Here is a 23,431-nt window from a genome sequence, read left to right as displayed (position 1 = left end):
CTGATGTCGGTTGTCTAATAGGCGCAGCCGTCCAGCCCCGGCACGACGACCCGCGCCGGATCGTTGTCGTGGGCCTGCAACTGGTCGACCGCGTAGTCGGCCACACACCCCGACAACAATTGCCGGGGGTCTTCCAGCACCACGCGCAAGCGCGTGTTCATCGCCCACCAGTCGTCGGGCCCGGCGATCGCCGGCAGCTCGGCCACCTCGGTGGTCTCGGGCGTCAGGCGGGGATGCGCGGCCGCCGCCGGCGCGAAGCGCGGATAGCCGTCGTACATCAGCGGCCCCAGGTCGCTGACCGTGCGCGTGCGCGACCACAACTGCCGCAGCGGCGACTCGAACGCGCGCGCCGCCGCGACGGCCTGCTCCGGATCGGCCGGCAGTTCCGGGCTGGGCACGTGGGGGGCGATCAGCACGCGCTCGAGCGGCAGCCGGTAGCGCGAGGCCGCGCGTATCGATGCGCACACCGAATTGGAGGTCCACGTGACGCCGGCGGTGGGCCTGCCCTGCTTGCCGACGATCAGCGCCATGCTGCGGTCCCAGTCGATATCGTGCCGGTCGAACCAGCCGATGATGCGATGGCCGGTGTCCAGTCCAACCAGGAAGAAGGTCGCGATCATGACGGCGTTCATGGGCACGGTCGCACCTATGGCGCCGCCCTTGGCCTCGAGATACTGCTCGCGCATGTCCCGGGCGGTGAAGCAGGACGGCTCGCGCAGCGCGCGCTCAAGGTAGCGCAGCGTCATGGCGCACGCGTAGTCCACCATGCCGGCGATGGCCTGCTCGCGCCCCCGGTACGCCGCCACCGCGATCTCGTCGCGCCACAGTGCCGCCGAGTTGGCGGCCCGGACCGCGCGGGTCGCGTCCATCATGCGCCGCGCCTCGCCCTGCCACGCCTGGCCGTCGGGATCCAGCTCCCGCATCTTCAGCAGCGACGCCACGGCCGGCCCCAGGTGGGAGACGGCGGCCAATTCCTTGAAACCCCGGTTGAACAGGCGATAGCCCTGGACTTCGGGAGCGCGCCCGGCGCCCGGATACAACACGATGTCGGTGCTGGTGGCGACGATCAGCGGATCCCCCGCCAGGGCGGCGCCCATCATGGCGGCCAGCTTGGCGCCCAGGCTGTCGGCCGCGGCCGTGTAGGTTTCATACAGGCGCAGGAAATCCGGATTCTGGTAGGCGGGATTCATGTCGTTTCCTTTCCATCGCCGCCCGGCACGGCCGGGTCGAGCTCGTAGATGCGGGTCGGCGTGCGAAAGCGCACCTGCGGCGACAGGCTGTTCGCCACCACGAGATAACGTTTGCCATCGTGGCGGAAATACGCCGCGTCGGTAGCGCCGTGGGTGGGGAACGACATGGCGGGAACCAGCCTGTCGTCGGCGAACCGGTAGATGACCGACTCCAGGTCGGTGATGGGCGCCTCGCGGGTGCCGCGCAGGAAATTCACTACTACCAGCGCCTGGATGTCGTCCAGCCATGCAAACTCCCTGCCGCCGGGGCCTGAGACCGTCTGGTGCGGCACGAAGCGGCCGTCCGACCACCTGTACAGCAGCGTGTCGCCGAGCAGATTGCAGAAGGCCAGCCAATGCCGCCCTCGCGTCTCGAAATGGCAGAAGGCGCGCCCGCTGTTGCCGTCCAGGTCCTGGAAGTGCTCGAACGACGAGCCGTTCCAGCGCAGCAGCCGTGACGGCCGGACATGGTCGGCATAGGCCAGCAGCCGGTGTCCGTCGACGTCGATATCGGCCCAGTTGTAGCCCCAGGCGGAGTCGATGTGCTGAAAGGGCGAGAAATCCCGGCCAGTCCATTCATACAGGGTCGACATGTCCTGCCGGGCCGGCGTCTCTCCCGGCGCAGCCACGCACTGGGCCAGCGCCAGAAAGTGGCGAGCTCCGACCGCGAGGTACTTCCATTGCTTGGCCGCGAAGCTCGGTACCTGCTGCAAAGGCAGGAAACGTCCGGCGTGCAGTTCGAAGATGGTCGATCCCGGGCGCATGTCGTAGGGGCCGGCGCCGTGGCGAAGGCTGGCCACGGCCAGGAAAGCGCGTTCGCCGATGCGGAAGAACTCCGCGTCCTCGCCGCCCGGGGCGTCCAGGGCCGCGTCCGGCACGAAGCGGCCGCCTTCCCAACGGTAGATCAGCGTCTGCGTATCGCTGTTCCCCGCCGTCATGTCGGCGGGCGTTCCTTCGACGTCGCGCGCCAATTGCGGCACGGCCAGGTAGCGCGCCCCCTCGTGCTCGAACGTGGCCGCGGCCCGTGCTCCCGACGTATCCAGTTCCTGGATGCAACGCAGGCCGATCATGGCCGCCTCGCCTCGGGAAAGCCGAACAGCCTGGCGGGATTCTCGACCAGGATGCGTTTTCGCCCCTCCGGCTCGGGCACCCAGTCCGCCAGCAGGTTCAGCAGATTGCCCGTATCCAGGGCGCCGTCGGGAATATGCGGCCAGTCGCTGCCCCAGATCACGCGATCGGGCAGGGTCTCGACGATGGCGCGGGCCAAGGGCCGCAGCCGGACATAGTTCCTGTCCTTGGCCAGGCGATAGGGACCGGACAGCTTGAACCAGCCGCGCCCCTCGTGCGCCGCCCGCAGCAGGCGGTCGAAATCCTCGCGGGTCAGGCCGTCGGTCTCCAGCATGTAGCCCATGTGATCGATGACGAAATCGGCCCCGATCGACGGCAGGAACGGAATCAGGTCGCGCACCACCCATCCCGGGGTATAGAACTGCACGTGCCAGCCCAGGCGCGAGGCGCGGCTCACGCTGCGTTCGATGTAGGCCCGCAGTTCCCGGCCCGGCAATTGGGCGCGCAGGAAGAGATCCAGCCTGAGCGCGCGGACGCCCCGTTCGTGCATGCGCGCCAGCGTCTCCTGATCGACGTCGTCGTCGACCATGGCCACGCCGCGCGCGTGACCGCCGCAGCGGTCCAGCGCATCCAGCATGCAGCGGTTGTCGGTGCCGTAGTAGCTGGGCTGCACGATCACGTAGCGCTCCACCCCCAGTGCATCCAGCGCGCCCTCCAGCTTCGATTGTTCGCCGTCGGGCAGCGTGTAGTGGGGATGCGGGACGCGCGGATACCGGTCGGCCGGCCCGAAGACGTGCACGTGGGCATCGCAGGCCCCCGGGGGCACCTCGAAACGGGGGCGCTCCAGCGTGGAAGGCGCGCATGGGCGTGGAAGTCAGCATGGAATCTGTCATGGCAGGACCGTGGTGTATCAATCGAGATGGACGCGCCCGCTCGCGGCGACGCGCCGGTTGCGGACCAGTTCGGAAGAAATCGCCTCGCGCATCGCGGCAGGATCGTAGGCCTGGAGCTCGAATCCCTGGCCTTCAAGGGAAAGACGCAGCCCCGGTTCGGCCATTGCTTCGCGCAACGCGCGTCCGACCGCCTCCTGCTGGGCCGCGGGCGCCCCCGCCGGCATGACCAGGCCCACCCACGAGCGATAGCTGTAGTCGGTCAGCGCGGGCAGTCCCGATTCGGCGTAGGTCGGCACCTCGGGCAGCAGGTCCCAGCGCTGCGCGCCCGTCGCCGCCAGCGCGCGTACCCGGCCGCTGCGCACATAGGGCACGATGGGTGCCGTGACGTAGACCATCATGTCGACTTCGCCGGCCACGAGCGCGTTCATGGCCTGCGCCTCGCCCTTGTACGGCACGTGCCGCGCGGCGATCCCCAGCGCCTGCAGCAGTTCCTCGCTTTGCAGGTGCAGGCTGGTGCCGACGCCGAAGGACCCGTAGGTCAGCCCGTCGGGATGGGCCTTCGCATGTTCGACCAGTCCCGCCAGATCCGCCACCGGCAATCCCGCACGGACGGCCAGCACTCCCGAGTTCGCCGCCACGATGGCCAGCGGCGTGAAATCCTTCAACGGGTCGTAGCCGACGGCGCGGTCCACCACCGGGTTCACGGTCAGGATGGACGGCGACACCGCCAGCAGCGTCTGGCCATCCCGCGGGGCTCGCAGCGCGGCCTGGGCGCCGATCTTGCCCGCCGCGCCCTGGCGGTTCTCGACCACCACCGGGACCTCCAGACGCGGTTGCAGGTACTGGGCAACCACCCGCGCCACACGGTCGATCGGTCCGCCGGGCGGCGTCGGCACCACGATGGTGAGCGCGCGCTGGGCGTGGGCCGGCGGGATCCCCGCCATCAATACGGCAGCCAGGGCCAGCGCCCCGCGCCAGCAGCGGTCACGTCGCATCGCCGGCCCCCACACAAGCCAGGGCCTGGACGACGCGCTCGCGCATTGCCGCGGCCAGCAGGTCGCTGTCTATGCCCGTCATCATGAACGGCGCGGCGCCGCGTTCGATCAGGTCCGCCACATAACGAACGTCGGCAACCCCTCCGATGACCAGCGGCTTGCCCGCCCGCAGGCACGCGCGCAGGGCCGCCTCGTGCGCCTCGCGCACGCGGGGATGGGTGGCCTCGCCGGGCACGCCCAGTTCGGCGCTCAGGTCATTGGTGCCGATGGCCACCAGATCCACGCCGGGTACGCTGGCGATGGCCTCGGCATTCTCGATCCCGAGCGGGCTCTCCAACAGCACCTTGACGAGGGTGGCGCGGTTGGCGGTGGCATAGAGTTCCGCCGCCGGCACCCGGCGGAATCCGACGCAGGGCAGCGTCGCGATGGCCGACCGGTGTCCCTGGGGCGGGAATCGGCAGGCGGCCACCAGGTCCGCGGCCTGCCCGGCCGTTTCGACCCGGGGGAAAATGATGCCCGAGGCCCCCGCATCCAGCAGCCGTCCCACGACGCCATATTCGCGCTCGGGCACCCTGACCAGCGCCGCCATCCCCAGATCTGCCGCGGTGCCGCACAACGCGCCCGCCACATCCACGGGCATGGTGCTGTGCTCCAGGTCCACCCAGACCGCGTGGTGTCCCGTGGCCCTGGCCCACCGCACGACATCGGGCGTACGCGCGCATCGCAGGCCCAGCGCCGCCACCGGCAGCCGGCGAACCAGCCGGTCGATGACGGGATGGACGGCGTCTGTCCGCGAGTTGTCTCGTTGATCCATTATCTGTTCTCGCCTCCTCGATGCCCCGCATCCTAAGCCTCCTTTTTTATATTCTGAAATACAATTTGAATGAGGCTTTCGATATCCTAAAGATATGATCGAGCTACGCCACCTGCGCTACTTCATCGCCGTCGCGGAAGAACTCAACTTCACGCGCGCCGCCCAGCGGCTGCACATGGCGCAGCCGCCGCTCAGCATCCAGATCCGCGCGCTGGAAGAAGAACTCGAGGTGCAATTGTTCGAACGCGACAAGCGGCGCGTGGCGCTGACCCAGGCGGGGCGGCATTTCCTTGAGCGCGCCCGCGGCATCCTGCGCGAGGTCGAGGATGCGAAAGGAGAAGCCCGAAGCGCCGCCTCGGGCGAGATCGGCGCCATTTCGCTGGGCTATACCGCGTCGTCGATGCTGTCCTCGCTGCCGTCCATCCTGCGGGATTTCCAGCTCGCCCATCCCCAGGTGCACATGAACCTGCACGAGATGACCTCGGTCGATCAGCTCGATGCCGTCAACGCGCGCACGCTGGACCTGGCCATACTCCGGCATCCCGGGGTGGAGATCCCGGCGGGCATCGCCATCGAGGAATGGCTGCGCTCGCCGCTCGTTGCGGCTATCCCCGCCGGCCATCCTCTGGCGGCCGCCCCGCTCCACATACGCGACCTGCGCGACCATCCGCTGGTCATGTATCCGCGCCAGGCAGGCATAGGTTTGTATTGGAAGGTGCAGGACCTGTGCGCGAAAGCCGGATTCCGGCCGCGCATGGTCCAGGAAGCCCGCGAAGCCTCCACCATCATCGGGCTGGTCGCGGCCGGCGTGGGCATCGCCATCGTGCCATCGCACACCCGCTGCATCGCCCTCGGTGGAGTGATCTACCAGCGTATCCTGGACAAGGACGCGGTATCGCCGCTGCACCTGGCCTACCGCACGGCCGATCAGGGCGTTCACCTGCGCAAGTTACTTGTCCAACTGCGCGCGCGCCGGAAAATGTAACTCGGCCATCATGACCGGCCATGCTCCCGCCATGTGTATCCGTTCGCTAGCAAGCGAGCTGTTCGTCCTCGGCCACACGGCCTTCGTTCCGGGTTTCCCCGGAAGCTCCATCCCTCATTCAGCCACTGTTCAGGCGCCTTTGTTGCTCCCGGAGCAATTTCCCCCGCCCGCTCGACGCGCTTTTCGCAGAAAAAAGAAATGGGCTCTTTCTAACAATTGAGACATCCTGCAAACTTCCGATAACACACGCCCCCTATACTCGTTCGCGCAATTACAACGGGAAAAGCATGATTGTTTTCATTGCCATCATCGCTGCCATCTGCGTAGGGGTCATCGTGGTCAAGGCTCGCCAACGGGCGAAGGCTCGCGAGATCGCCCGCGAAAGGCATGGCAAGCAGTGCCCGAGCTGCGGCAAGTACGTGCATCCCGCCGCCGCTATTTGCAAGCACTGCTACGCCCGGCTGCCGGCGTCCAAGACCTAGGGTTTGCGGAATTTCAACAGGAAGCCATCGGCCTCTCCGATCGCGGCGTAGCGTTCGCGATCCTTGTCGCCCAGCCGGAAGGTAGGCGGCAGCGTCCATACCCCCGCCGGATGATCCTTGGTATCCCTGGGATTGGCCAGCGCCTCCGAGCTGCCGACGAAGACGAAGCCGGCCTGCCGGGCGAGCTGGATCGCATAATCCTGCCGTACGTAGCCCTCGGCGGCGCGCGGGTCCTGGGGCTTGTCGGCCCGGCCGCGGTGGGCCTCGATGCCCAGGATGCCGCCGGGCTTGAGGGCGCGGTAGAAGGCGGCCATCACCTCTTCGGCATAACCGTCGTTCATCCAGTTGTGCAGGTTGCGGAAGGTCAGCACGATGTCGGCGCTGCCCGGCGGGGCGATGTCGTAGCGCCCCTTGCCGAAGGCCGTCACCCGGACCCGGTCGTACCAGGCCGGATTGGCATCCAGCTTGGCGCGGAAATTCCGGTAGTACTCCTGGTAGTAGGCGCGCCCCCCGCCGTCCTGCGGATACTGGGCGGCGTAGTAGGTGCCGCGCGGCTTCAGGTACGGCGCCAGGATCTCGGTCCAGTAGCCGGCCCCGGGCGAGATCTCGACCACGGTGGCGTCCGGCCGCAACTCGAAGAAGTGCAGGACCTCGTAAGGCTTGCGCGCGGCGTCCCGGGCGACGAAGGCCGGCGTGCGCGCCGGACTGGCGATGGCCTGCTTCAACGCGGTGTCCTCGCCGACCGGCGCGACGGCGCACCCCGCGCCGAGCAGCGACACGCCAACGACCGCGACCAAGGCTTTGAATGACATGCGAAAGGCTCCCATGGAGAAGGACCCTGCACCGGTGTCGGTGCGGTCCGTGGCTGCGCATACAATGACGCCGTTCCCCGTTTTAACACCGGCCCGCCCAGGCGGGCCATGCCCAGACCGCATATCGATCTGCGTTTCCCGTCGCGTCCCGTCCACGGCCGGAAAGCAGACCCCATCGGGGCGCGGCGCCTTTTTCCTTTCCCTCCATGATCTCAAACGCATGCGGCGTCGATTTCGGGACGTCCAACTCCACTGTCGGCTGGCACCGGCCCGCCGCTCCCTCCCTGCTGCCGCTGGAAGACGGGCAGCCCACCTTTCCCTCGGCGGTCTTCTTCCACGCCGAGGACATCGAGACCAGCTTCGGCCGCGCGGCGGTCCGGGACTACCTGGAAGGCTATGACGGCCGGTTGATGCGGGCGCTGAAAAGCCTGCTGGGCACGCCGCTCATGGAAGGCCACACCGAGGTCCAGGGCCGGGCGCTGCCCTTCCGCCTGCTGCTCTCGCGTTTCATCGGAGAACTCAAGCGGCGCGCCGAGCACGCGGCCGGCAGGACTTTCGACCAGGCGGTGTTCGGCCGCCCCGTCTTCTTCGTCGACGACGATCCGCGCGCGGACGCCAAGGCGCAGGAGACCCTGGCGGAGATCGCCCGCGAGGTAGGCTTCCGCCACGTCGAATTCCAATACGAGCCGATGGCGGCAGCCTTCGACTACGAATCGCAGATCGCCGGCGAGGAACTGGTCCTGGTGGTGGACATCGGGGGCGGCACGTCGGACTTCACGCTGATACGCCTGAATCCCGCGCGCGCAGCCGCCGCCGAGCGGCGCGAGGACATCCTCGCCAACGGCGGCGTCCACATCGGCGGCACCGACTTCGACAAGTACCTGAGCCTGCGCACCGTGATGCCGCTGCTGGGCCTGGGCAGCCGCCTGACCAGCGGCAAGGAGATGCCCTCGACGCCCTACTTCAACCTGGCATCGTGGCACACCATCAACCAGGTCTATGCCCGCAAGTCGGCCACCATGCTGGCCGAACTGTTCCACGAATCGGCCGAGAAGGACAAGCTCGCCCGGCTGCTGGAACTGGTCAAGGAGCGCGCGGGCCACTGGGTGGCTTTCCAGGTCGAGGAAGCGAAGATCGCGCTGGCCGCCGCGCCCGAGGCCCGGATGGACCTGGGCCGCGTCGAGCCCGGGTTGATCCAGGTGGCGACGCGCGCCGACCTGGATGCCGCCATCGAACACCTGGTGGACCGGATAGGCAGGACGATCGCCGAGCTGCTGGACACCGCCGGCATCGCCGCGCGGGCGGTCGATACGGTGTTCTTCACGGGGGGATCGAGCAGCGTACCGCTGCTGCGCAACCGGGTCGCCTCGCTGCTGCCCGCGGCGCGCGCGGTCCAGGGAGACACGTTCGGCAGCATAGGAACGGGCCTGGCCCTGGACGCCGCGCGGCGCCTGGGGTGAGACGCCGGCCGGGGCTCAGCGCCCCGAGACCTGCTCGCTTTCCACGGTCATGTCGAGCACGTAGGCGTAGCGGGAGGCGTCCGCCGGCGGATTGGCGAGGGTGTAGCGCTTGATACGCAGCACGTTGCGCACGCCGGCCGTATGGGTATAGCCCTGGATGTTGCCGTAGAAGGCTTCCCAGTCGCCATAGCCCTGCTTGACGCCGGCGGCGTCGTAGCTGACCGTGCGCACCCGCATGCATTTCATGTTCGGGATGAGGGGATGGCTGCAGGGAACCAGGTCCGGCGCCACCTCCAGGAACATGGTCTCGCCCGCCGACCCGTAGCGCGTCTCGTCGGTGGGCGTGCCGGCCAGCCGCCATTGGCTGCCGTCGGCGAAGGTGAGTTTCAGGGCGGGCTGCGCCCCCGCCTCGGGCCGCGCGGCGCCACCCAGGATCTCCCAGCCCGACACCGTCGGCAGCCGCTCGGCCACATCCCGTTCGTACTTCATCAAGGCCTGGTCCGGGCACATGCGCAAGGTGCCGGCCATCTGCGTGATGGTCATCCGCGCGCCATCCACGCGGTAGCCGCCGCCCAGCATGTTGCACAGCCCGGCCACGGAAACGCGCTCCCCGGCGAAGGTCAGTTGCAGCGCCTGGCCACCGTGGGTGTTTACCGCATCCGGCTGGGGCGCGCCGGTCGCGTTCAGCGCCTGTTGCAGGCGCCAGTGATAGGCCGTCAGGATCGAGGCATCGGTCTTGGCGCCGGAGCCGCCCGCCGCGCCGCCCTGCTGGGCACAGGCCGCCAGCCCCTGCACCACGACCGCCGCGAGCAGGATTTTCCAGGTCCGTTTCATGGACATTCTCCTTCTTCTTGAGGCCATCAAGCGTAGCATTCCACGGCGCCCAGGCGCGCGGCGGCCCGCCGGGGAGTGCTACAACTGCAATAATCGCCCCATACCCGCAACAAGTCCTGACAAAGAAACGATGCCGGCGCACTATTTCATGGCCATCGGCCTGACCGTGGTCTTCTCCATCGGTACCGTCGCCCTGCACTACGAAGCCTTGCGCTTCATTTCCTCCATCCATCCGCGGCGCTGGAGCGGGCGGGCGAACATAGGCGTGCTGATCTGCGCCATCATCGCCGCCCATTGCCTGGAGGGCATGCTGTTCGGGGCCGGCTACTGGATAGGCGCGGAATGGCTGGGGCTGGGGCACCTGACCGGCGCGGCCAGCGCGGGCCCCCTGGCCTACATCTACTTCGGACTGGAAACCTTCACCACCCAGAGCCTGGGCGACATCTTTCCCACCGGGCCGCTGCGTCTGCTGGCCTCGGTGGAACCCCTGGTGGGCCTGATTCTGATCGGCTGGTCCACTTCGTTCACGTTCATTCTCATGCGGCGCAACTGGCGCGAGCGCCAGGACGGCGAAAACCGCCGCTGAGCGCCCCCCGCGCGCCCCGGGCCTATATCCTTCCCATCAACAGCAGGACGATCAGCACGACCAGGATCACCCCGATGATGCCCGAGGGCCCGTATCCCCAACTGGCAGCATGGGGCCATGCGGGAAAGGCGCCGATCAGCGCCAGCAGCAGGATGATCAGAATTATTGTGGTGAGCATGGCGTTCTCCTCGATAGCGAAGGAAGCGGCCTTGGCAAGGCCTGCCTGCTCCTCAGCAAGATGCGCGCCCGCCCTCGGCTTCAGACCCCCAGCCTGGCGCGCAGCGCCTGGCGATAGGGCCGCGACACCGACCAGGGTTGGCCCAGGCCGCGCAACTGGACGGTCCACGGCATCGAAGCGCCCCGCTCCAGCGCCTTGACGTGCCCCAGGTTGACCAGCGCCGTACGGTGGATGCGCATGAAACTCTCCTGTGGCAGCAGCTCCGCCCAGGCGGACAAGGGCCGCATGTCCTTGACCGAGCCCCCGCCCGCCAGCCAGATCAGGGAATAATCGCGCGCCGAGCGCACGCCCAGGATGTCCGCCGGGGCCAGTCCGCGGGTTCCGTGCCCCAGCCGCAGGTAAAGCAGGGGCTCGTAGAGCTGCGCGCGCGCCCGGCTGCGCTCGGTTTCCGTGCCGCCATAGCGGGCCTGCGCGATCAGGTCCGCGCACAGGAACAGGCCCAGCGCCTGCGCCGGCTGCCAGCGCACCGGCGCGCGCGTCGCATCGAAGCCTATGCAGGCGCGCAGGCGGCCTTCATGGAACACAGGCACGCTCAGCACGCTGCGATCCTGCTGGCGCAGCATTTCCGCCTGTACCGACCTTGCCGCGCGCGGCATGCGCGCCACGTCATGGATCATGACGGCGCGCCGCTGGTTCAGGGCGCGATGCAGCCACGCGATCATCGTGACCGGCGCATCCTGGAGATCGCTCACATGGGAGGTGATGCCGGACCGGCACCACTCATGGGTGTTGCGAAAGCGCAGGGCGCGCGCATCGTATTCGAACATCCATGCGCGATCGACCTGCGCCAGCGTTCCCAGCGCCTGCAGGGCCAGGAAGATGGCCTCGTCCTGGGGCCGGCTCATCAGTGCCAGGGCAACCTGGTGGACCCAGGCCCCCAGCGCCGGAGCCGGCGCGCACTGGTCGCGCTCCAGGGTCTCGAACGGCGCGTCGCTGTCCATGCTGTCCATGGCTGGCCTCTTGCGGCGCTATTTGCGGATGGCGTCCACGCACGCCTGCAACACCGGGCGCACGGCCTTCACGAACGCCTGGAAAGGCGCGCCCGTGCTGGTTTCCGGACCGCGCCAGTTGTAGGTGAAGCAGAACGTGACCGGCACCCGGTCGACGATCATCTGGCCGGGAAAGCTGATGGTGTGGAAGTCCAGCCAGTCGATGCTGCCTCCCTTGCCATACGCGATGATGTCCGCCGGCACCACCAGCGAGATCGCGTCGGCCATCGCCAGTATCCGCTTGTATTCCGTCAGGGTCGCCGGCTGGGTGAAGAACTTGCCCGACAGCGATTGCCGGTACCACGCCACCAGCTCGGTGGCCGTGCTGAGCATCGACTGCCTGTCGTTGATCGCCTGCCGCGCGTTCGGCAGCGAAGGCTGCGCCAGCTCCGCCATCAAGGCCTCCCAGCCCAGGTCCACGCCGTCGGGCGCCCCGGCCAGGTACGAGAACAGGCGGCGCGTCGAATCCGGGATCCGCGTATGCGTCAGCCCCGCCCGGGCGATCAGTTGCCGCACCCGGTCCGCCCCCACCGCGGCATAGGCCATGTCGGTGGCGGTGTTGTCGCTGTGGGCGATCATCGCCTCCAGCGCGTACTTGGCGGGCAGCGTGCCGTTCAGGTCGACGAATACAGGGCTGCCGGGCGAGCGGACCCCGTCGTCGATGGTCTGCGGCATGTTCCCGGAAATGCCGTTGTACGACGTTTCCGCATCGATCACGAACTGGCCCAGGATGAAGGTCTTGATCGCGCTGCCGATGAACAGTTGCCGGTCGGGGTTGTAGCTTGCGCTCCAGGAAGCATTGGGAACGTCGGCCCGCACCAGGCAGTGCGTGCCTTCGGGCGCCAGCGCGCCGAAATCGGCCACCGCCTTGAGAACCGCGTCGCTGGCATTGCCCTCGGCGGCCTGGGCATCGCCCCCGCACGCGGCCACGGCCTGCACGGCCAGCGCCGACGCGGTGAACTTGAAAAGCCTGCGGCGCTGCAGATCGGCCGGGTCGATGGGGAATTGCATGGTCGGGGACACTCCGCTGGTTGACGCCCGCTCACGCGCGGCCCGCCACCCCGGCAGCCGTCATGCGGAGCACGCATGGACGTCGCGGATGTTGGAAGTCGGTGTGGGAATTGTCAATCAGGAACGATCAATCGACGTTATTCGCCGACGAATCGACATACGCCCCCGCTGTCAGCCCGCGCCAGCGAAGGCTGGCGCCGGCTGCCGCGACTCATCGCCGCATCGAGCCTCCCGACGACGCGCCGTTGTCAGGCGAAGGAACCGGCTTGCCCGACGCGCCCGAGGACGGTCCCATGTCGGTCCGGGATTCCCGGTCGTTGCCGCCCGGCCGGGTGCGGTCGCCCGAAGGCTGAGCCGCATCCGGGCCGCTGCGGCCGGCGGGCAAGGGCTTGCCCGAGGCCCCGCTGGAGGGCCCCATGTCGCTGCGGCTTCCGTGCTCGACGGGCCCGGTCCGCTTGGTGGATTCGGGCTGCGGGCTGTTCTTCCCCTGGTCCGCGGGCAGGGGCTTGCCGGACGAGCCGGTCGACGGCCCCATGTCGGTCCTGGCATCCTGGCTCGTCCGGTCGGGCGAACTCGTCTGCGCGATGGCGAACGGCGTGGCAGCCGCCAGCAGGACGGCGAGCAGCGTGTTGCGAGTGGTACTCGAGCATTTCATGGCGTCACCTCTTTGGTTTTGGATATGAACCCGGGCTGCCGCAAAACGCGTACCCGGCTTCGCGAGGCGGCGAATGCCATGTCGAACGCCCAAACAAAAAGGGCTAGTGGCTGCTGGCGCACTAACCCTTGGAATTCCTTGGCGGAGCGGACGGGGCTCGAACCCGCGACCCCCGGCGTGACAGGCCGGTATTCTAACCAACTGAACTACCGCTCCGCAGCGGCGTTTCTACTGCTGCCAACCTGTGGCGGTTGGCGTCCCCTAGGGGATTCGAACCCCTGTACTCACCGTGAAAGGGTGATGTCCTAGGCCTCTAGACGAAGGGGACCTGGAACTGCTGTTTCGTGGTGGAGGTAAGCGGGATCGAACCGCTGACCTCTTGCATGCCATGCAAGCGCTCTCCCAGCTGAGCTATACCCCCACGGTTACTGCCATTCAGTTACCGCCATCCATCTGGGTGGATGCCCGCAGAAACGTTTTTCAAGCGGGATCTGGATTATAGCCATATTTCAGCTTGCAAGTCCACGCAGGACCCGCCTGAGACACAGGCGGAGCAGAAAAGCAAAAGCCCTGCTAAACACGGGATTTAGCAGGGCTTTCTGATTCTTGGCGGAGCGGACGGGACTCGAACCCGCGACCCCCGGCGTGACAGGCCGGTATTCTAACCAACTGAACTACCGCTCCGCAGCGGCATATTTTTACTGCTGCCAACCTGTTCGGTTGGCGTCCCCTAGGGGATTCGAACCCCTGTACTCACCGTGAAAGGGTGATGTCCTAGGCCTCTAGACGAAGGGGACCCGGAACTACAGTACTGCTTCTTCCCGGACTGGTGGAGGTAAGCGGGATCGAACCGCTGACCTCTTGCATGCCATGCAAGCGCTCTCCCAGCTGAGCTATACCCCCGTCCTGCGAAGAAGCGAGATTATGCACGGTTTTTAAACCGTGTGCAAGCGGGCCAGCACTTTCTCGCGGCCAAGCAATGACAGGACCGCATCGATGGCCGGCGTCTGCGCCCGTCCCGTCACGGCTACCCGCAGCGGTATCCCGAGCGCCGGCATCTTGACGCCATGCTTGGCCAGGGTGGCCTTCATCAGCGCCGCGATCTGTTCCCGGGTCCATTCGATCGAGCCGGCCTCTTGCGCGAAATCGCGCAGGATCGCGCGCGCGGCATCGGTCAGGTGCTGCGCGACCAGGTCCGGCGGCGTGGCCGCGGCATCGAATTCGCCGCAGAACAACATGGCGTCGTCGGCCAGTTGCTCGAGCGTTTCGGCGCGTTCCTTGAGCAGCGCCATGATGGCCGGCAGGTCCACGCCGTCGACCGCCCCGCCCCGCTTGGCGATGCGCGGCGCGACGCGCGCGGCCAGGTCGGCGTCGGCGCTCTGCTTGATGTAGTGGGCGTTGACCCAGTTGAGCTTCTTGGGATCCCACTGCGCCGCGGACTTCGACAGGCTGCGGGTATCGAACCACTCGACCAGTTGTTCGCGCGTGAAGATCTCGTCGTCGCCGTGGCTCCAGCCCAGGCGCGCGAGGTAGTTGATCATGGCTTCCGGCAGATAGCCCTGGTCGTCGTACTGCATGACGCTGACCGCGCCATGGCGCTTGGACAGTTTCTCGCCGTCCGGTCCCAGGATCATGGGCACGTGGCCGTATTCCGGCAGCGTGGCGCCCAGGGCCTTCAGGATGTTGACCTGGCGCGGCGTGTTGTTGACGTGGTCGTCGCCGCGGATGACGTGGGTGATGCCCATGTCCCAGTCGTCCACCACCACGCAGAAGTTGTAGGTGGGCGTGCCATCGGGCCGGGCGATGATGAGGTCGTCCAGTTCGGCGTTGGCGATGGTGATCGGGCCCTTGACCAGGTCGTTCCAGGTGACGTCGCCGTCCAGCGGATTGCGGAAGCGCACCACGGGCTTGCGGTCCTCGGGCACCGGCGGCAGGGTCTTGCCCGGCTCGGGCCGCCACGTGCCGTCGTAGCGCGGCTTGCGGCCTTCGGCCCGGGCGCGCTCGCGCATGGCTTCGAGTTCGTCGGGCGAACAGTAGCAGTAATAGGCCGACCCGGCGGCCAGCATGCCCGCCAGCACCTCGCGATAGCGGTCCATGCGCTGCATCTGGTAGAACGGGCCTTCATCGTGATCGAGCGCCAGCCACGCCATGCCGTCCAGGATGGCTTGCACCGCTTCGGGGGTGGAACGCTCCAGGTCGGTATCCTCGATCCGCAGCACGAAGGTGCCGCCGTGGTGACGCGCGAACGCCCACGAGAACAGCGCCGTGCGTGCGCCGCCCAGGTGCAGGAAGCCCGTGGGCGACGGTGCGAAGCGGGTACGGACCGCGGGGTTGCGGCCGGACGACGAGGAATCGGTGCTCATAGGAAAACGGCTCTCGTGCAGGAGTGAATACTGGGCGCGCGAAGCGCGCCAGGGTCGGCTGACCGGGGTAGTATTGTATTGCAGCAAATCCGTGCGGCCCCGGGCCGCCACGCGCCTGCGCGTCCTCATCCAGAAAGGAGGGCCATGTCCCGGCACGCCCTGTCCCCGCTGTTCGATCCCCACTCGCTGATCGCCATCAGCGACCGGCCGCTGCCGATGATGGCCTCCCTGCCCGCCGCGCTGCGCGCCCGCACCACCGAGCTGCGGCTGGACGAGCGGCGCACCTGCGTCCTGCCCGCCGGGCTGGCCCAGGCGGCCGAGCGGCCCGACCTGGCGGTGGTGTCCGTTCCCCGCGACGCGCTGCGGACCACGCTGGAGACGCTGGCGCCGGCCCGGCCGCGAGCGGTGGCGGTGCTCACCCACGAGCCATCGCTCGAGGACAACGATTTCTGCCGTGCCTGGGCCGCGGCCCACGATTGCATACTGCTGGGGCCGCACAGCTTCGGGCTGCAACGGCCGCACGCCGGCCTCAACGCCAGCGTGCACCCCTCGCTGGGGCGCTCGGGCCGCGTCGCCCTGGTCACGCAATCGCGCTCCATCATGGCGGTCGTGATGGATTGGGCCGATGACAACCGGACCGGCTTCTCGACCGTCGTTTCCCTGGGCAGCGAAGCGGCGCTGGACGTGCCCCGCGTGCTGGATTTCCTGGTGGCCGACGCGCGCACCGACAGCATCGCGCTCTACCTGGAGGACGTGCGCGATGCCCGCGAATTCATGAGTGCGATCCGCGCCGCCGCCAGCGTCAAGCCGGTGGTGGTGCTCAAGGCCGGGCACGGCGGCCGAGAGCGCACTAGCGTGCGGCCCCTGGCCGCCGACGAGTCGGCCTCCGCCGCGCCGCCTCCGGTCCCGTCCGACATGGTCTTCGATGCCGCACTGCGGCGCGCTGGCGCGGTGCGCGTCCGCTATTTCGTGCAACTGTTCTCGGCGGTGAAGGCGCTGGGCTTCGCCAAGCTGCCCAGCGGCCGGCGCATCGCCGTGCTGGCCAACGGCAGCGGTCCGGCGCAGCTGGCACTCGACCAGTTGGGGCCGGGCCGGCCGGTCATGCGCGCCGAACTGGGCGAAGACACGCGCAGGCAACTGGCTGCCACGCTCAGCGCCAATGCCTGGACCGACAATCCGGTGGTCGAGTTCTCGGCCCCCGATCCCCAGGCCTGCGCGCAGGCCGTGCAGGCCATCGTCGCCGACGCCGGCGTGGACGGCGTGCTGGCCGTGCTGTCGCCCGATCCCGAGGCCGACATGCGCGCGGTGGCGCAGGCCCTGGCCGCCACCGCGCCCAAGGCCTCGAAGCCGGTCATCACCTGCTTCATGGGCGATGCCGCCATGCGGCCGCTGCGCCGCATCCTGGACGACGCCGGCTCGCCCTCGTTCCGCACGCCCGAAGCGGCGGTGGACGCCTTCGGCAACCTGGCCACCTATCACTACAACCAGCAATTGCTGCTGCAGACCCCGCCCCCCGAGCCGCCCGGCCAGGAGCCCGATCTGGCCGGCGCGCGCATCCTGCTCGACGGCGCGCGGCGCGAGGGCCGGCTGACACTGACCGAACCCGAGAGCAAGGCGCTGCTGGCGGCCTTCCACATCCCGGTGGTCCAGGTCCTGCTTGCCCGCACCCCCGCCGAGGCGGTGATCGCCGCGCAGCAGATCGGTTTTCCCGTGGCCATCAAGATCGACTCGCCCGACGTGGTGCGCAAATCGGCGGTCCGGGGCGTGCACCTGGACATCCGCAACAGCACCGAACTCGTCACCGCCTACCAGCGCATGCTGGCGAATGCCCACGCCGCCGCGCCGCAGGCCTACATCGAAGGCATCACGGTGGAGGCCATGGCCGGCCCGCCCGGCTCGGCCAAGGTCTCCATGGGCGTGGCCCGCGACGCGCTGTTCGGACCGGTGATCCGTTTCGGATTCGCGCGCTCGCGCAGCGAAAGCCCCTCCAACCGCAGCCTGGAACTGCCGCCGCTCAACGGCTTCCTGGCGCGCCGCCTGATGGAGCGTTCGCCGGTCTGGCGCTACGCGTTGGCGGGCCAGCTATCGCCGCGCGCACTTGACGCGCTGGAGGACGTGCTGGTCCGCATTTCCGAGATCGTCTGCGCGCTGCCCGATATCGAGACCATAGACATCGACCCGGTCATGATCGACGGCGACCGGGTCGTCGCGGCCGACACCCGCATCACGCTCACGCGCGAGACCGCGGGCGACGCCGACGCGGGCCTGGGCGGCTACGCCCACATGGCCATCCACCCCTACCCCGCCCGCCTGGTCAGGCACCTGCAATTCAAGGACGGCTCGCCCTACACCATCCGCCCCATCCGGCCCGAGGACGCGGCACCGCTGCAGGACTTCACCCGCCAGCTGTCCGAACACACGCGCTACATGCGCTTCATCTCGTTCATGCGCGAGCTCTCGCCGCGGACACTGGCGCGCTACACCCAGGTCGACTACCACCGGGAACTGGCCCTGGTGGCCACGGTCTGGGAAGCCGACCCCGACCACCCCGGCGAACTGCGCGAGGCCATCATCGGCGTGGCGCGCTATCTGCTGAACGCCGACGGCGAAAGCGCCGAATACGCGCTGGTCATCGGCGACGCGTGGCAACGGCGCGGACTGGGCATCCAGCTCATGACGACGCTGGTGGACGCGGCGCGCAGGCAAGGATTGGCCGTCATCGAAGGCTTGGTACTGGGCAACAACCGGCCGATGCTGACGCTGATGGGCCGGCTGGGGTTCCACGTCGACGTGGACCCTGACGACTTCAGCATGCGGCGGGTGTGGCTGCGCCTGAAAGGCGACGGCGCCCCGGCGGGCGACGGTCCGGCGCGCTAGCGCGGACGGGGGCTTTCCTTCCTGGCCAGGCCGGCGACGAAACCCAGCGCGGCCAGGGCAACCAGCGCGGATACGGCAAATCCGGACACCGCACCGTGCGCCAGCAAGCCCGCGCCCAGCGCGGTCCCCAGGGCGATGCCCAGGTAGATGCAGGAGGCGTTCAGCGCGACCACCAGCGGCGCCTCCTGCGGCGCGGCGTTGGTCAGGCGCAGTTGCTGCGGCGGTGTCTGGCCCCAGCTGCTCATGCCCCAGACCAGCACGAGCAGCCCCACGGCCACCTCGTGGCCGGCGCCCGCCACGGCCAGCCACGCCATGATTGCGAATGACGCCGCCATGGCCACGTACGCGGTGACCGACACCGGCGTGGGCCCCCAGCGATCGGTCCCGTAACCGGCAAGCAGGTTGCCCAGCACCGCCCCGACGCCGTAGCAGAGCAGCATCGCGCCGATGTGTCCGTCGGCGATCCCCAGGGCCTGCAAGGCGGGCACGCTGTAGGCATACACGATGTAGCAGGCCGTCATGCCCACCACCGTGAGCGGCAGCACCCAGGCCACCGCCGGCCGGCGCAGCACCGCCAGGCGCGCGCGCAGCGACGAACGCGCCTGCCCTGGCAGAGCGGGCATGATCAGCGCCACGCCCACGCAGGCCAACGCCGCCAGCGCGGCCACCATGCCCAGCGCCGTGCGCCAGCCGAACCACTGGCTGACCAGATTGCCCAGCGGCACGCCCAGTGCCGTCGCCACCGTCAACCCGCCCGTGACCAGCGAAAACGCCCGCGCCCGCAGCTCAGGCCGCACCAGCGCCCCACCCGCCGCCGTGGCCGTCGGCGTATAGGCCGCCGCCCCCACCGCCGCCAACGCTCGGCTTGCCAGCAGCGTCCAGATGTCCGGTGCCAGCGCCGAAAGCAGATTGGCCAACGCCAGCACCGCCAGCGCCCCCACCAGCACCCGATTGCGCGACCACGGTGCCGTGACCGTCGCCAGCACCGGCGCCAACAACGCATACGTTCCCGCAAACACCGTGACCGACAGCCCCGTCATGGAATTCGATGCCTGCAACGACTGCGCGATCGAAGGCAGGAACCCCGACACGATGAACGCATCCGTCCCCACCGCGAACGTCCCCAGCGCAAGAATGGCAACCGATCCCAACCCCTGCCCCGGCAAGGCACTGACAGACGAAGAAGCGCTACGCGTCATGATGAAGAACTCGGCAAGAAGCGAGGCCATGCCTCTATTCTGGATATCTTATATCCAGATTAAAAACAAAACAAACCCCAACCGCAGCCAGCGAAGCACAGATGCCACAACCCAAGAAACAGGTACTAGACCCAGGATGCGGTGGATCCGGCTCCGCCGGTCCACCCGCATCGCCCCCTGGGGGGCGCGCGAAGCGCGTAGGGGGGGGACCTACCTCAAGCTGAAGTCCACCCCCGTCTGCTTCGCGCCCTCGGCGGGCTTGGCCTCGATCTTGGGCGCGACCACGAAGGCCCGCTCGCCCAGCTTGGCCTCGCGCAGCACGGCCATCACGGCCTGCGCGCGCCGCACGGCCAGTTCGCGCAACTGGTCCGGCCCCACGTTGACGCTGGCTGCCAGCAGCGCCTCCATATCGGGACCGGGCAAGGACTTGGCAAGGCCGATCACGTTGCGCGGCTTGTCGATCTTGGCGGCCTTGTAGGCGCTTTCCAGGTAGCGGGCCCGCTGCGCGGCATCCAGCGGCGGCAGGTCCTTCCCGTCGGCGTCGTCCCCCTTCTTGCGCAGGTCTTCCCGCTGCTGGACGCGGATCAGGGCGTCGACGCCGGCCTTGCGCAGGCCCTCGGTGTCCACGGACGGGTTGGCCCGGCCGGCCACGTCCAGCTTCAACGCCGGACGGTCGTTCAAGGCCTTGACCAGCGTTTCGACGCGTTTGCGCGCATCGTCGTCGAGCACGGCGCGGCCCGGCGCGAAATCGATGTGGGACAGCTCCTCGCCCGAGCCGAAGGCCGAGGCCAGCAGCGAGAACGGCGCCGTCACCGCCCGCACGATCAGGTTGACCAGCGCGCGGAAGATGATGCCGCCCACCGAAAACTGCGGGTCGTCCAGCGATCCGGAGATGGGCAGTTCGATGTCGATTTCGCCCCGGCTGTTCTTGAGCAGCGATACCGCCAGCAGCACCGGCAGCTTCAGGGCATCGGGGCTGTCGACGCGTTCGCCGAAGGTGAGCTGGTCGAGGAAGATCTTGTTGCTGGCCTGGAGCTTGCCGTCCTGGATCAGGTAGTGCACGTCCATCGACAGCTTGCCGCGTTCGATGGCATAGCCGGCGTACTTGGCGGCATAGGGAGTCAGCGCCGGCAGTTCCACGCCCTTGGCGCTGGCATGGATGTCCGTGTACAGCCGCGGACCGAAGGGGTGGAGCTTGCCCGTGATGTCCACCGGCGCGTCGCCGTCCACCTTGGCCGTCACCTGCACGTCGGCCGGCTGGCTGTCGGCCGAGGATACGGCCGAGATGCTGCCGGCGATGTCGGTCAGGTTGGCGCGGTAATTGGGCTTGACGAAGTTGTCGGTGAAATTGATGTGGCCTCGCGCCAGCTGCACGGCGCCCACCCGGATGTCGCGCGGCATTCCGCCCGCCTCGGGGGCTGCCGCGCCTGTTTCCTTGGCGCCCTGCACCCGCCGTTCCGATGCCGCCGGCTCGCCGGCCTTCGTTGCCGGCCCGGCCGGCTTCTCGTCGGTGATGGAACCGGCCTGTTCGCCCGGCTGGACGATCAGCTGCGACAGGTTCAACCGCCCCTGCTCGCTCAGGATCACCCGTGCGAAGAAATCTTCCAGCGAGATGTCGCCCAGGTCGGCCTTGAGCGTATCGCCCGCGCTGGCCACGTCCAGCCGCTTGAACGCCAGCCGCTTCCATTTCAGGAAATCCGCCGAGTTGAGCTTGTCGATCAAGTCGAGATTGGTGATCTCGGCGGCGCCGGTCCAGGCCGCGCGCTGCGGCTGCCTGCCGGTGGCGGCCGCGAACTCCAGCCTGCCGTTGGCGCCGGCCACGACGCTCTTGACGGTGGCGTTGAGCCGCTCCGCCAGGTAGGGGGCGAGCGCGGTCAGGTCCAGCCGGTCGGCGCGCACCTGGGCCTTGACCGAAAGCGGCTCGGGCACGACCGTGCCCTTGATGTCGGCGGTGCCGCGACCCTGGACGGACGAGCGCAGCGAGAAATCGACGGGCGCCCGCAGGTCCGACCCGAGGTTGCGCGCCTCCATCTGCAAGCCGTCCAGCCTCAGCGCCACGCGGGGCGACACGGACTCGTCGGTCAGCCTGAGTGAGCTCTTGGCGACCGACAGTGTGCCCGCGCTCACCTTCCACGCGGCCTGGCCATGGCCAGCGGGGGCCGGGGTCGGCTTGCCGGCGGGTCGGGTCCGGGGCGCGGCCGGAATGGCGATATCCGCCCAGCTCACGGCCGACGAGGCCGAGCGGGTGGCCGCCAATGCCAGGCCGTCGATGGCGATGCGTTCGATCCGTGCCGTACGCCCCGTCAGGTCGCCAGCCAGCCCGCCCACCTCCAGCGACTCCAGTTTCAGGCTGGATGCCTTGTCCGAGACCGGTGCCGCGGCCAGCTTGCGCAGCGCGACGCTGCCATCGCTCCAGCGCACCGCCAGGGATTCGCCCTGCTCCACGTGCAGCCTGGCTGCCGCGCCCAGCGAGCCATCGTCGATGCGCAGCGCCAGGTACGGCTTCCACAGCGGCGCCAGCGCAGGCAGCGCCAGCGAATCCAGCTTGAGGTCGAGGTCCGCCGACAAAGGCTGGAGGCGGACCGGGCCGCTGACGTCCAGGCGGCCCGCCTCGCCCACGCGCGCGGCCACGGTCAAGGGCACGGCCTGGTCCTGCGCCGCGGGCAGGTTCAGATCGCGCAGCTCCGCCGCGAACTCCGAGATGCGGTAATCGAAGCGATCCTGCTCATCGTGCCAGGCGAGTTCGCCGTCCTGCAGCGCCACGGTTCCCACCGACACATGCCAAGCATCGGCCTGTGCGGGCGCGGGCGCGGAAGAAGGCGCCGGGGCCGGGCTGGCGGACGGCGACGGCGCGGCCGGCGCCGCGGGCGCAGGCGCAGCGGGCTGCTGGAAACGGCCGGCCACCTCGGCCAGGTTCACGCGCCCGTCGGCCGAGCGGCTGGCATGGATCGAGGGGCCGGCCAGGACGATGCGCTCGGCCTGGAACCGGCGCGCCAGCGGCTCCAATGCGAACTTCTCGAGCGCCAGGCTCTTGAACGCCAGCAGCGCGGCATCGCCCTGGTCGCGCACGTCCACCTCGCGCACCGTGGCATTGCCTTCCAGGCGGACCTTGGGCGCCGCCGAGCCGCCTTCCTCGAACACCAGCTGGGCATCACTGTCGAGCCGGGCGTGCTTGAGCACCACCGGCATCGCGCCCGGCACGGCATCGGCCAGCGCATCCAGCCCCAGGTCGTCGATCTTGAGATGCAGCGAGGACGTACGCGGCGTATCGAAGGGCCGCGCGGTGCCCTCCAGGTTGAGCGGACTGCCGTTGACCAGCGCCGACAGCCTGGGTTGCACGTCGATGTCGGTGGCATAGGCCAGCGTGGACAGGAAGGGAATGCCCACCTGCAGGTCGCGCACGGTGTGCTGGCGGCCCGTGACCTTGTCGTCGACAGTGATCTCGCCGCCGTCCAGCTTGACGTTGTTCAGCGAAAACCGGGGCGGCGGCCCGTCTTCCGAGGGCTTGGCGGCCAGGCGGTCGAGCATGTCGCTGATGTTGAAGCGTTGCGGCCCCTCGCGGACCAGCGAGACGCGCGGCGCGGTGATCGTCAGCCCGTCCACCACCGGCGCGAGCCGGAACAGTGACGAAACCGAGGCATTGACCTCGACCTGCTCCACCGAGAAATCCGGATGGGTGCCCGCCTGGTCGAGAATGGCGAAGTCATGGACGCGCAGGCGCAGCTTGAAAGGATTGAACGACACTTCGCCCACGCGTGCCGTACGCCCCAGGACCTCCGGCACCTGGGCCAGCGCCACGCTGCGGACCAGCCGGGGAATGCCCCAGGCGGTCAGGGCCAGGAACAGCAGCCACAGGACCAGCAGGGCAATGAGAATACGAACCAGCGGCTTGCGCCGCCGCCTGATGCCGTCGACCGTCCCCCCCAGCGTGAAAGCCACGT

19 protein-coding genes and 6 tRNA genes are annotated in these 23,431 nt (G+C 68.6%); 5 read left to right on the top strand and 20 right to left on the bottom strand.

Going from position 1 to position 23,431, the window contains the following annotated elements:
• Positions 1–14: 14 nt before the first annotated feature.
• From N5K27_RS11975 to N5K27_RS11955, 5 genes are all read right to left on the bottom strand, one after another.
• Entirely contained in the window at positions 15–1,190 is a 1,176-nt protein-coding gene (locus tag N5K27_RS11975) for a DUF5624 domain-containing protein (protein WP_087837140.1), read from the bottom strand.
• A complete protein-coding gene (locus N5K27_RS11970; protein WP_279816647.1) occupies positions 1,187–2,299 on the bottom strand; it encodes a hypothetical protein in 1,113 nt (370 codons plus the stop codon). The genes N5K27_RS11975 and N5K27_RS11970 overlap by 4 nt, the downstream gene beginning before the upstream one ends.
• On the bottom strand, positions 2,296–3,123 hold the full coding sequence (locus tag N5K27_RS11965; RefSeq protein WP_279816646.1) for an amidohydrolase family protein: 828 nt from the start codon (positions 3,121–3,123) through the stop codon (positions 2,296–2,298). The genes N5K27_RS11970 and N5K27_RS11965 overlap by 4 nt, the downstream gene beginning before the upstream one ends.
• An 84-nt stretch (positions 3,124–3,207) precedes the next feature.
• On the bottom strand, positions 3,208–4,185 hold the full coding sequence (locus tag N5K27_RS11960) for a tripartite tricarboxylate transporter substrate binding protein (protein WP_087837143.1): 978 nt from the start codon (positions 4,183–4,185) through the stop codon (positions 3,208–3,210).
• The gene (locus tag N5K27_RS11955) at positions 4,175–4,999 is read right to left on the bottom strand and encodes an aldolase/citrate lyase family protein (RefSeq protein WP_087837144.1); all 825 of its coding nucleotides are present in this window, start codon (positions 4,997–4,999) and stop codon (positions 4,175–4,177) included. Before N5K27_RS11955 ends, N5K27_RS11960 begins: the two co-directional genes overlap by 11 nt.
• Before the next feature lie 94 nt (positions 5,000–5,093).
• Here N5K27_RS11955 and N5K27_RS11950 point away from each other — a divergent pair, with 94 nt between their 5' ends.
• Positions 5,094–5,984 (top strand): LysR substrate-binding domain-containing protein, encoded by an 891-nt coding sequence (locus N5K27_RS11950; RefSeq protein ID WP_087837145.1) that lies wholly within the window; start codon positions 5,094–5,096, stop codon positions 5,982–5,984.
• Between the two features lie 287 nt (positions 5,985–6,271).
• Complete coding sequence (locus tag N5K27_RS11945; protein ID WP_087837146.1) at positions 6,272–6,466, top strand: zinc ribbon domain-containing protein; 195 nt, start codon at positions 6,272–6,274, stop codon at positions 6,464–6,466.
• On the opposite strand, the gene N5K27_RS11940 is transcribed toward N5K27_RS11945, so the two are convergent.
• Positions 6,463–7,278 (bottom strand): methyltransferase, encoded by an 816-nt coding sequence (locus tag N5K27_RS11940; RefSeq protein WP_279816644.1) that lies wholly within the window; start codon positions 7,276–7,278, stop codon positions 6,463–6,465. The genes N5K27_RS11945 and N5K27_RS11940 overlap by 4 nt on opposite strands.
• A 206-nt stretch (positions 7,279–7,484) precedes the next feature.
• Between N5K27_RS11940 and N5K27_RS11935 the strand changes: the two genes are divergently transcribed.
• On the top strand, positions 7,485–8,738 hold the full coding sequence (locus tag N5K27_RS11935) for an Hsp70 family protein (RefSeq protein WP_279816642.1): 1,254 nt from the start codon (positions 7,485–7,487) through the stop codon (positions 8,736–8,738).
• Positions 8,739–8,753: 15 nt separating this feature from the next.
• Here the strand turns inward: N5K27_RS11935 and N5K27_RS11930 are convergent, their stop codons facing one another.
• Complete coding sequence (locus N5K27_RS11930; RefSeq protein WP_279816639.1) at positions 8,754–9,572, bottom strand: META and DUF4377 domain-containing protein; 819 nt, start codon at positions 9,570–9,572, stop codon at positions 8,754–8,756.
• A 130-nt stretch (positions 9,573–9,702) separates the two neighbouring features.
• Between N5K27_RS11930 and N5K27_RS11925 the strand changes: the two genes are divergently transcribed.
• Positions 9,703–10,158, top strand: a complete 456-nt coding sequence (locus tag N5K27_RS11925) for an ion channel (RefSeq protein ID WP_279816636.1) — start codon at positions 9,703–9,705, stop codon at positions 10,156–10,158.
• 22 nt (positions 10,159–10,180) lie between these two features.
• Here N5K27_RS11925 and N5K27_RS11920 read toward each other — a convergent pair whose 3' ends face one another.
• From N5K27_RS11920 to gltX, 11 genes are all read right to left on the bottom strand, one after another.
• Positions 10,181–10,336, bottom strand: a complete 156-nt coding sequence (locus tag N5K27_RS11920; protein WP_087837150.1) for a DUF3309 family protein — start codon at positions 10,334–10,336, stop codon at positions 10,181–10,183.
• An 80-nt stretch (positions 10,337–10,416) separates the two neighbouring features.
• On the bottom strand, positions 10,417–11,346 hold the full coding sequence (locus N5K27_RS11915) for a LytTR family transcriptional regulator DNA-binding domain-containing protein (RefSeq protein WP_279816632.1): 930 nt from the start codon (positions 11,344–11,346) through the stop codon (positions 10,417–10,419).
• 18 nt (positions 11,347–11,364) lie between these two features.
• The gene (locus tag N5K27_RS11910) at positions 11,365–12,396 is read right to left on the bottom strand and encodes a serine hydrolase (RefSeq protein WP_279816630.1); all 1,032 of its coding nucleotides are present in this window, start codon (positions 12,394–12,396) and stop codon (positions 11,365–11,367) included.
• 211 nt (positions 12,397–12,607) lie between these two features.
• The gene (locus tag N5K27_RS11905; RefSeq protein ID WP_279816628.1) at positions 12,608–13,051 is read right to left on the bottom strand and encodes a hypothetical protein; all 444 of its coding nucleotides are present in this window, start codon (positions 13,049–13,051) and stop codon (positions 12,608–12,610) included.
• Positions 13,052–13,190: 139 nt separating this feature from the next.
• A tRNA-Asp gene (locus N5K27_RS11900) sits at positions 13,191–13,267 on the bottom strand.
• A 36-nt stretch (positions 13,268–13,303) separates the two neighbouring features.
• Positions 13,304–13,379: transfer RNA gene (locus tag N5K27_RS11895), tRNA-Glu, on the bottom strand.
• 17 nt (positions 13,380–13,396) lie between these two features.
• A tRNA-Ala gene (locus tag N5K27_RS11890) sits at positions 13,397–13,472 on the bottom strand.
• A gap of 186 nt (positions 13,473–13,658) precedes the next feature.
• Positions 13,659–13,735, bottom strand: a tRNA-Asp gene (locus N5K27_RS11885).
• A 37-nt stretch (positions 13,736–13,772) separates the two neighbouring features.
• Positions 13,773–13,848 (bottom strand) — tRNA-Glu (locus tag N5K27_RS11880).
• Between the two features lie 30 nt (positions 13,849–13,878).
• Positions 13,879–13,954, bottom strand: a tRNA-Ala gene (locus tag N5K27_RS11875).
• 32 nt (positions 13,955–13,986) lie between these two features.
• Positions 13,987–15,414, bottom strand: a complete 1,428-nt coding sequence (gltX, locus tag N5K27_RS11870; RefSeq protein WP_279816626.1) for a glutamate--tRNA ligase — start codon at positions 15,412–15,414, stop codon at positions 13,987–13,989.
• A 144-nt stretch (positions 15,415–15,558) separates the two neighbouring features.
• On the opposite strand from gltX, the gene N5K27_RS11865 reads away from it, so the two are divergent.
• Positions 15,559–18,291, top strand: coding sequence for a bifunctional acetate--CoA ligase family protein/GNAT family N-acetyltransferase (locus tag N5K27_RS11865; RefSeq protein ID WP_279816625.1), 2,733 nt, complete (start codon positions 15,559–15,561; stop codon positions 18,289–18,291).
• On the opposite strand, the gene N5K27_RS11860 is transcribed toward N5K27_RS11865, so the two are convergent.
• Entirely contained in the window at positions 18,288–19,520 is a 1,233-nt protein-coding gene (locus tag N5K27_RS11860) for an MFS transporter (protein ID WP_243724399.1), read from the bottom strand. The genes N5K27_RS11865 and N5K27_RS11860 overlap by 4 nt on opposite strands.
• Before the next feature lie 180 nt (positions 19,521–19,700).
• Complete coding sequence (locus tag N5K27_RS11855; protein ID WP_279816621.1) at positions 19,701–23,429, bottom strand: DUF748 domain-containing protein; 3,729 nt, start codon at positions 23,427–23,429, stop codon at positions 19,701–19,703.
• Positions 23,430–23,431 lie beyond the last annotated feature (2 nt).

Source organism: Pigmentiphaga sp. GD03639, from assembly GCF_029845405.1.
GTDB lineage: Bacteria > Pseudomonadota > Gammaproteobacteria > Burkholderiales > Burkholderiaceae_B > Pigmentiphaga > Pigmentiphaga daeguensis.
This window is presented reverse-complemented; position numbering and strand designations above follow the sequence as displayed.

Excerpts from the sequence above, each read along its gene's own strand:
- N5K27_RS11975 (WP_087837140.1), bottom strand. The coding sequence starts at position 1,190 with ATGAATCCCGCCTACCAGAATCCGGATTTCCTGCGCCTGTATGAAACC.
- N5K27_RS11970 (WP_279816647.1), bottom strand. The coding sequence starts at position 2,299 with ATGATCGGCCTGCGTTGCATCCAGGAACTGGATACGTCGGGAGCACGG.
- N5K27_RS11960 (WP_087837143.1), bottom strand. The coding sequence starts at position 4,185 with ATGCGACGTGACCGCTGCTGGCGCGGGGCGCTGGCCCTGGCTGCCGTA.
- N5K27_RS11955 (WP_087837144.1), bottom strand. The coding sequence starts at position 4,999 with ATGGATCAACGAGACAACTCGCGGACAGACGCCGTCCATCCCGTCATC.
- N5K27_RS11950 (WP_087837145.1), top strand. The coding sequence starts at position 5,094 with ATGATCGAGCTACGCCACCTGCGCTACTTCATCGCCGTCGCGGAAGAA.
- N5K27_RS11945 (WP_087837146.1), top strand. The coding sequence starts at position 6,272 with ATGATTGTTTTCATTGCCATCATCGCTGCCATCTGCGTAGGGGTCATC.
- N5K27_RS11940 (WP_279816644.1), bottom strand. The coding sequence starts at position 7,278 with ATGTCATTCAAAGCCTTGGTCGCGGTCGTTGGCGTGTCGCTGCTCGGC.
- N5K27_RS11935 (WP_279816642.1), top strand. The coding sequence starts at position 7,485 with ATGATCTCAAACGCATGCGGCGTCGATTTCGGGACGTCCAACTCCACT.
- N5K27_RS11930 (WP_279816639.1), bottom strand. The coding sequence starts at position 9,572 with ATGAAACGGACCTGGAAAATCCTGCTCGCGGCGGTCGTGGTGCAGGGG.
- N5K27_RS11925 (WP_279816636.1), top strand. The coding sequence starts at position 9,703 with ATGCCGGCGCACTATTTCATGGCCATCGGCCTGACCGTGGTCTTCTCC.
- N5K27_RS11920 (WP_087837150.1), bottom strand. The coding sequence starts at position 10,336 with ATGCTCACCACAATAATTCTGATCATCCTGCTGCTGGCGCTGATCGGC.
- N5K27_RS11915 (WP_279816632.1), bottom strand. The coding sequence starts at position 11,346 with ATGGACAGCATGGACAGCGACGCGCCGTTCGAGACCCTGGAGCGCGAC.
- N5K27_RS11910 (WP_279816630.1), bottom strand. The coding sequence starts at position 12,396 with ATGCAATTCCCCATCGACCCGGCCGATCTGCAGCGCCGCAGGCTTTTC.
- N5K27_RS11905 (WP_279816628.1), bottom strand. The coding sequence starts at position 13,051 with ATGAAATGCTCGAGTACCACTCGCAACACGCTGCTCGCCGTCCTGCTG.
- gltX (WP_279816626.1), bottom strand. The coding sequence starts at position 15,414 with ATGAGCACCGATTCCTCGTCGTCCGGCCGCAACCCCGCGGTCCGTACC.
- N5K27_RS11865 (WP_279816625.1), top strand. The coding sequence starts at position 15,559 with ATGTCCCGGCACGCCCTGTCCCCGCTGTTCGATCCCCACTCGCTGATC.
- N5K27_RS11860 (WP_243724399.1), bottom strand. The coding sequence starts at position 19,520 with ATGGCCTCGCTTCTTGCCGAGTTCTTCATCATGACGCGTAGCGCTTCT.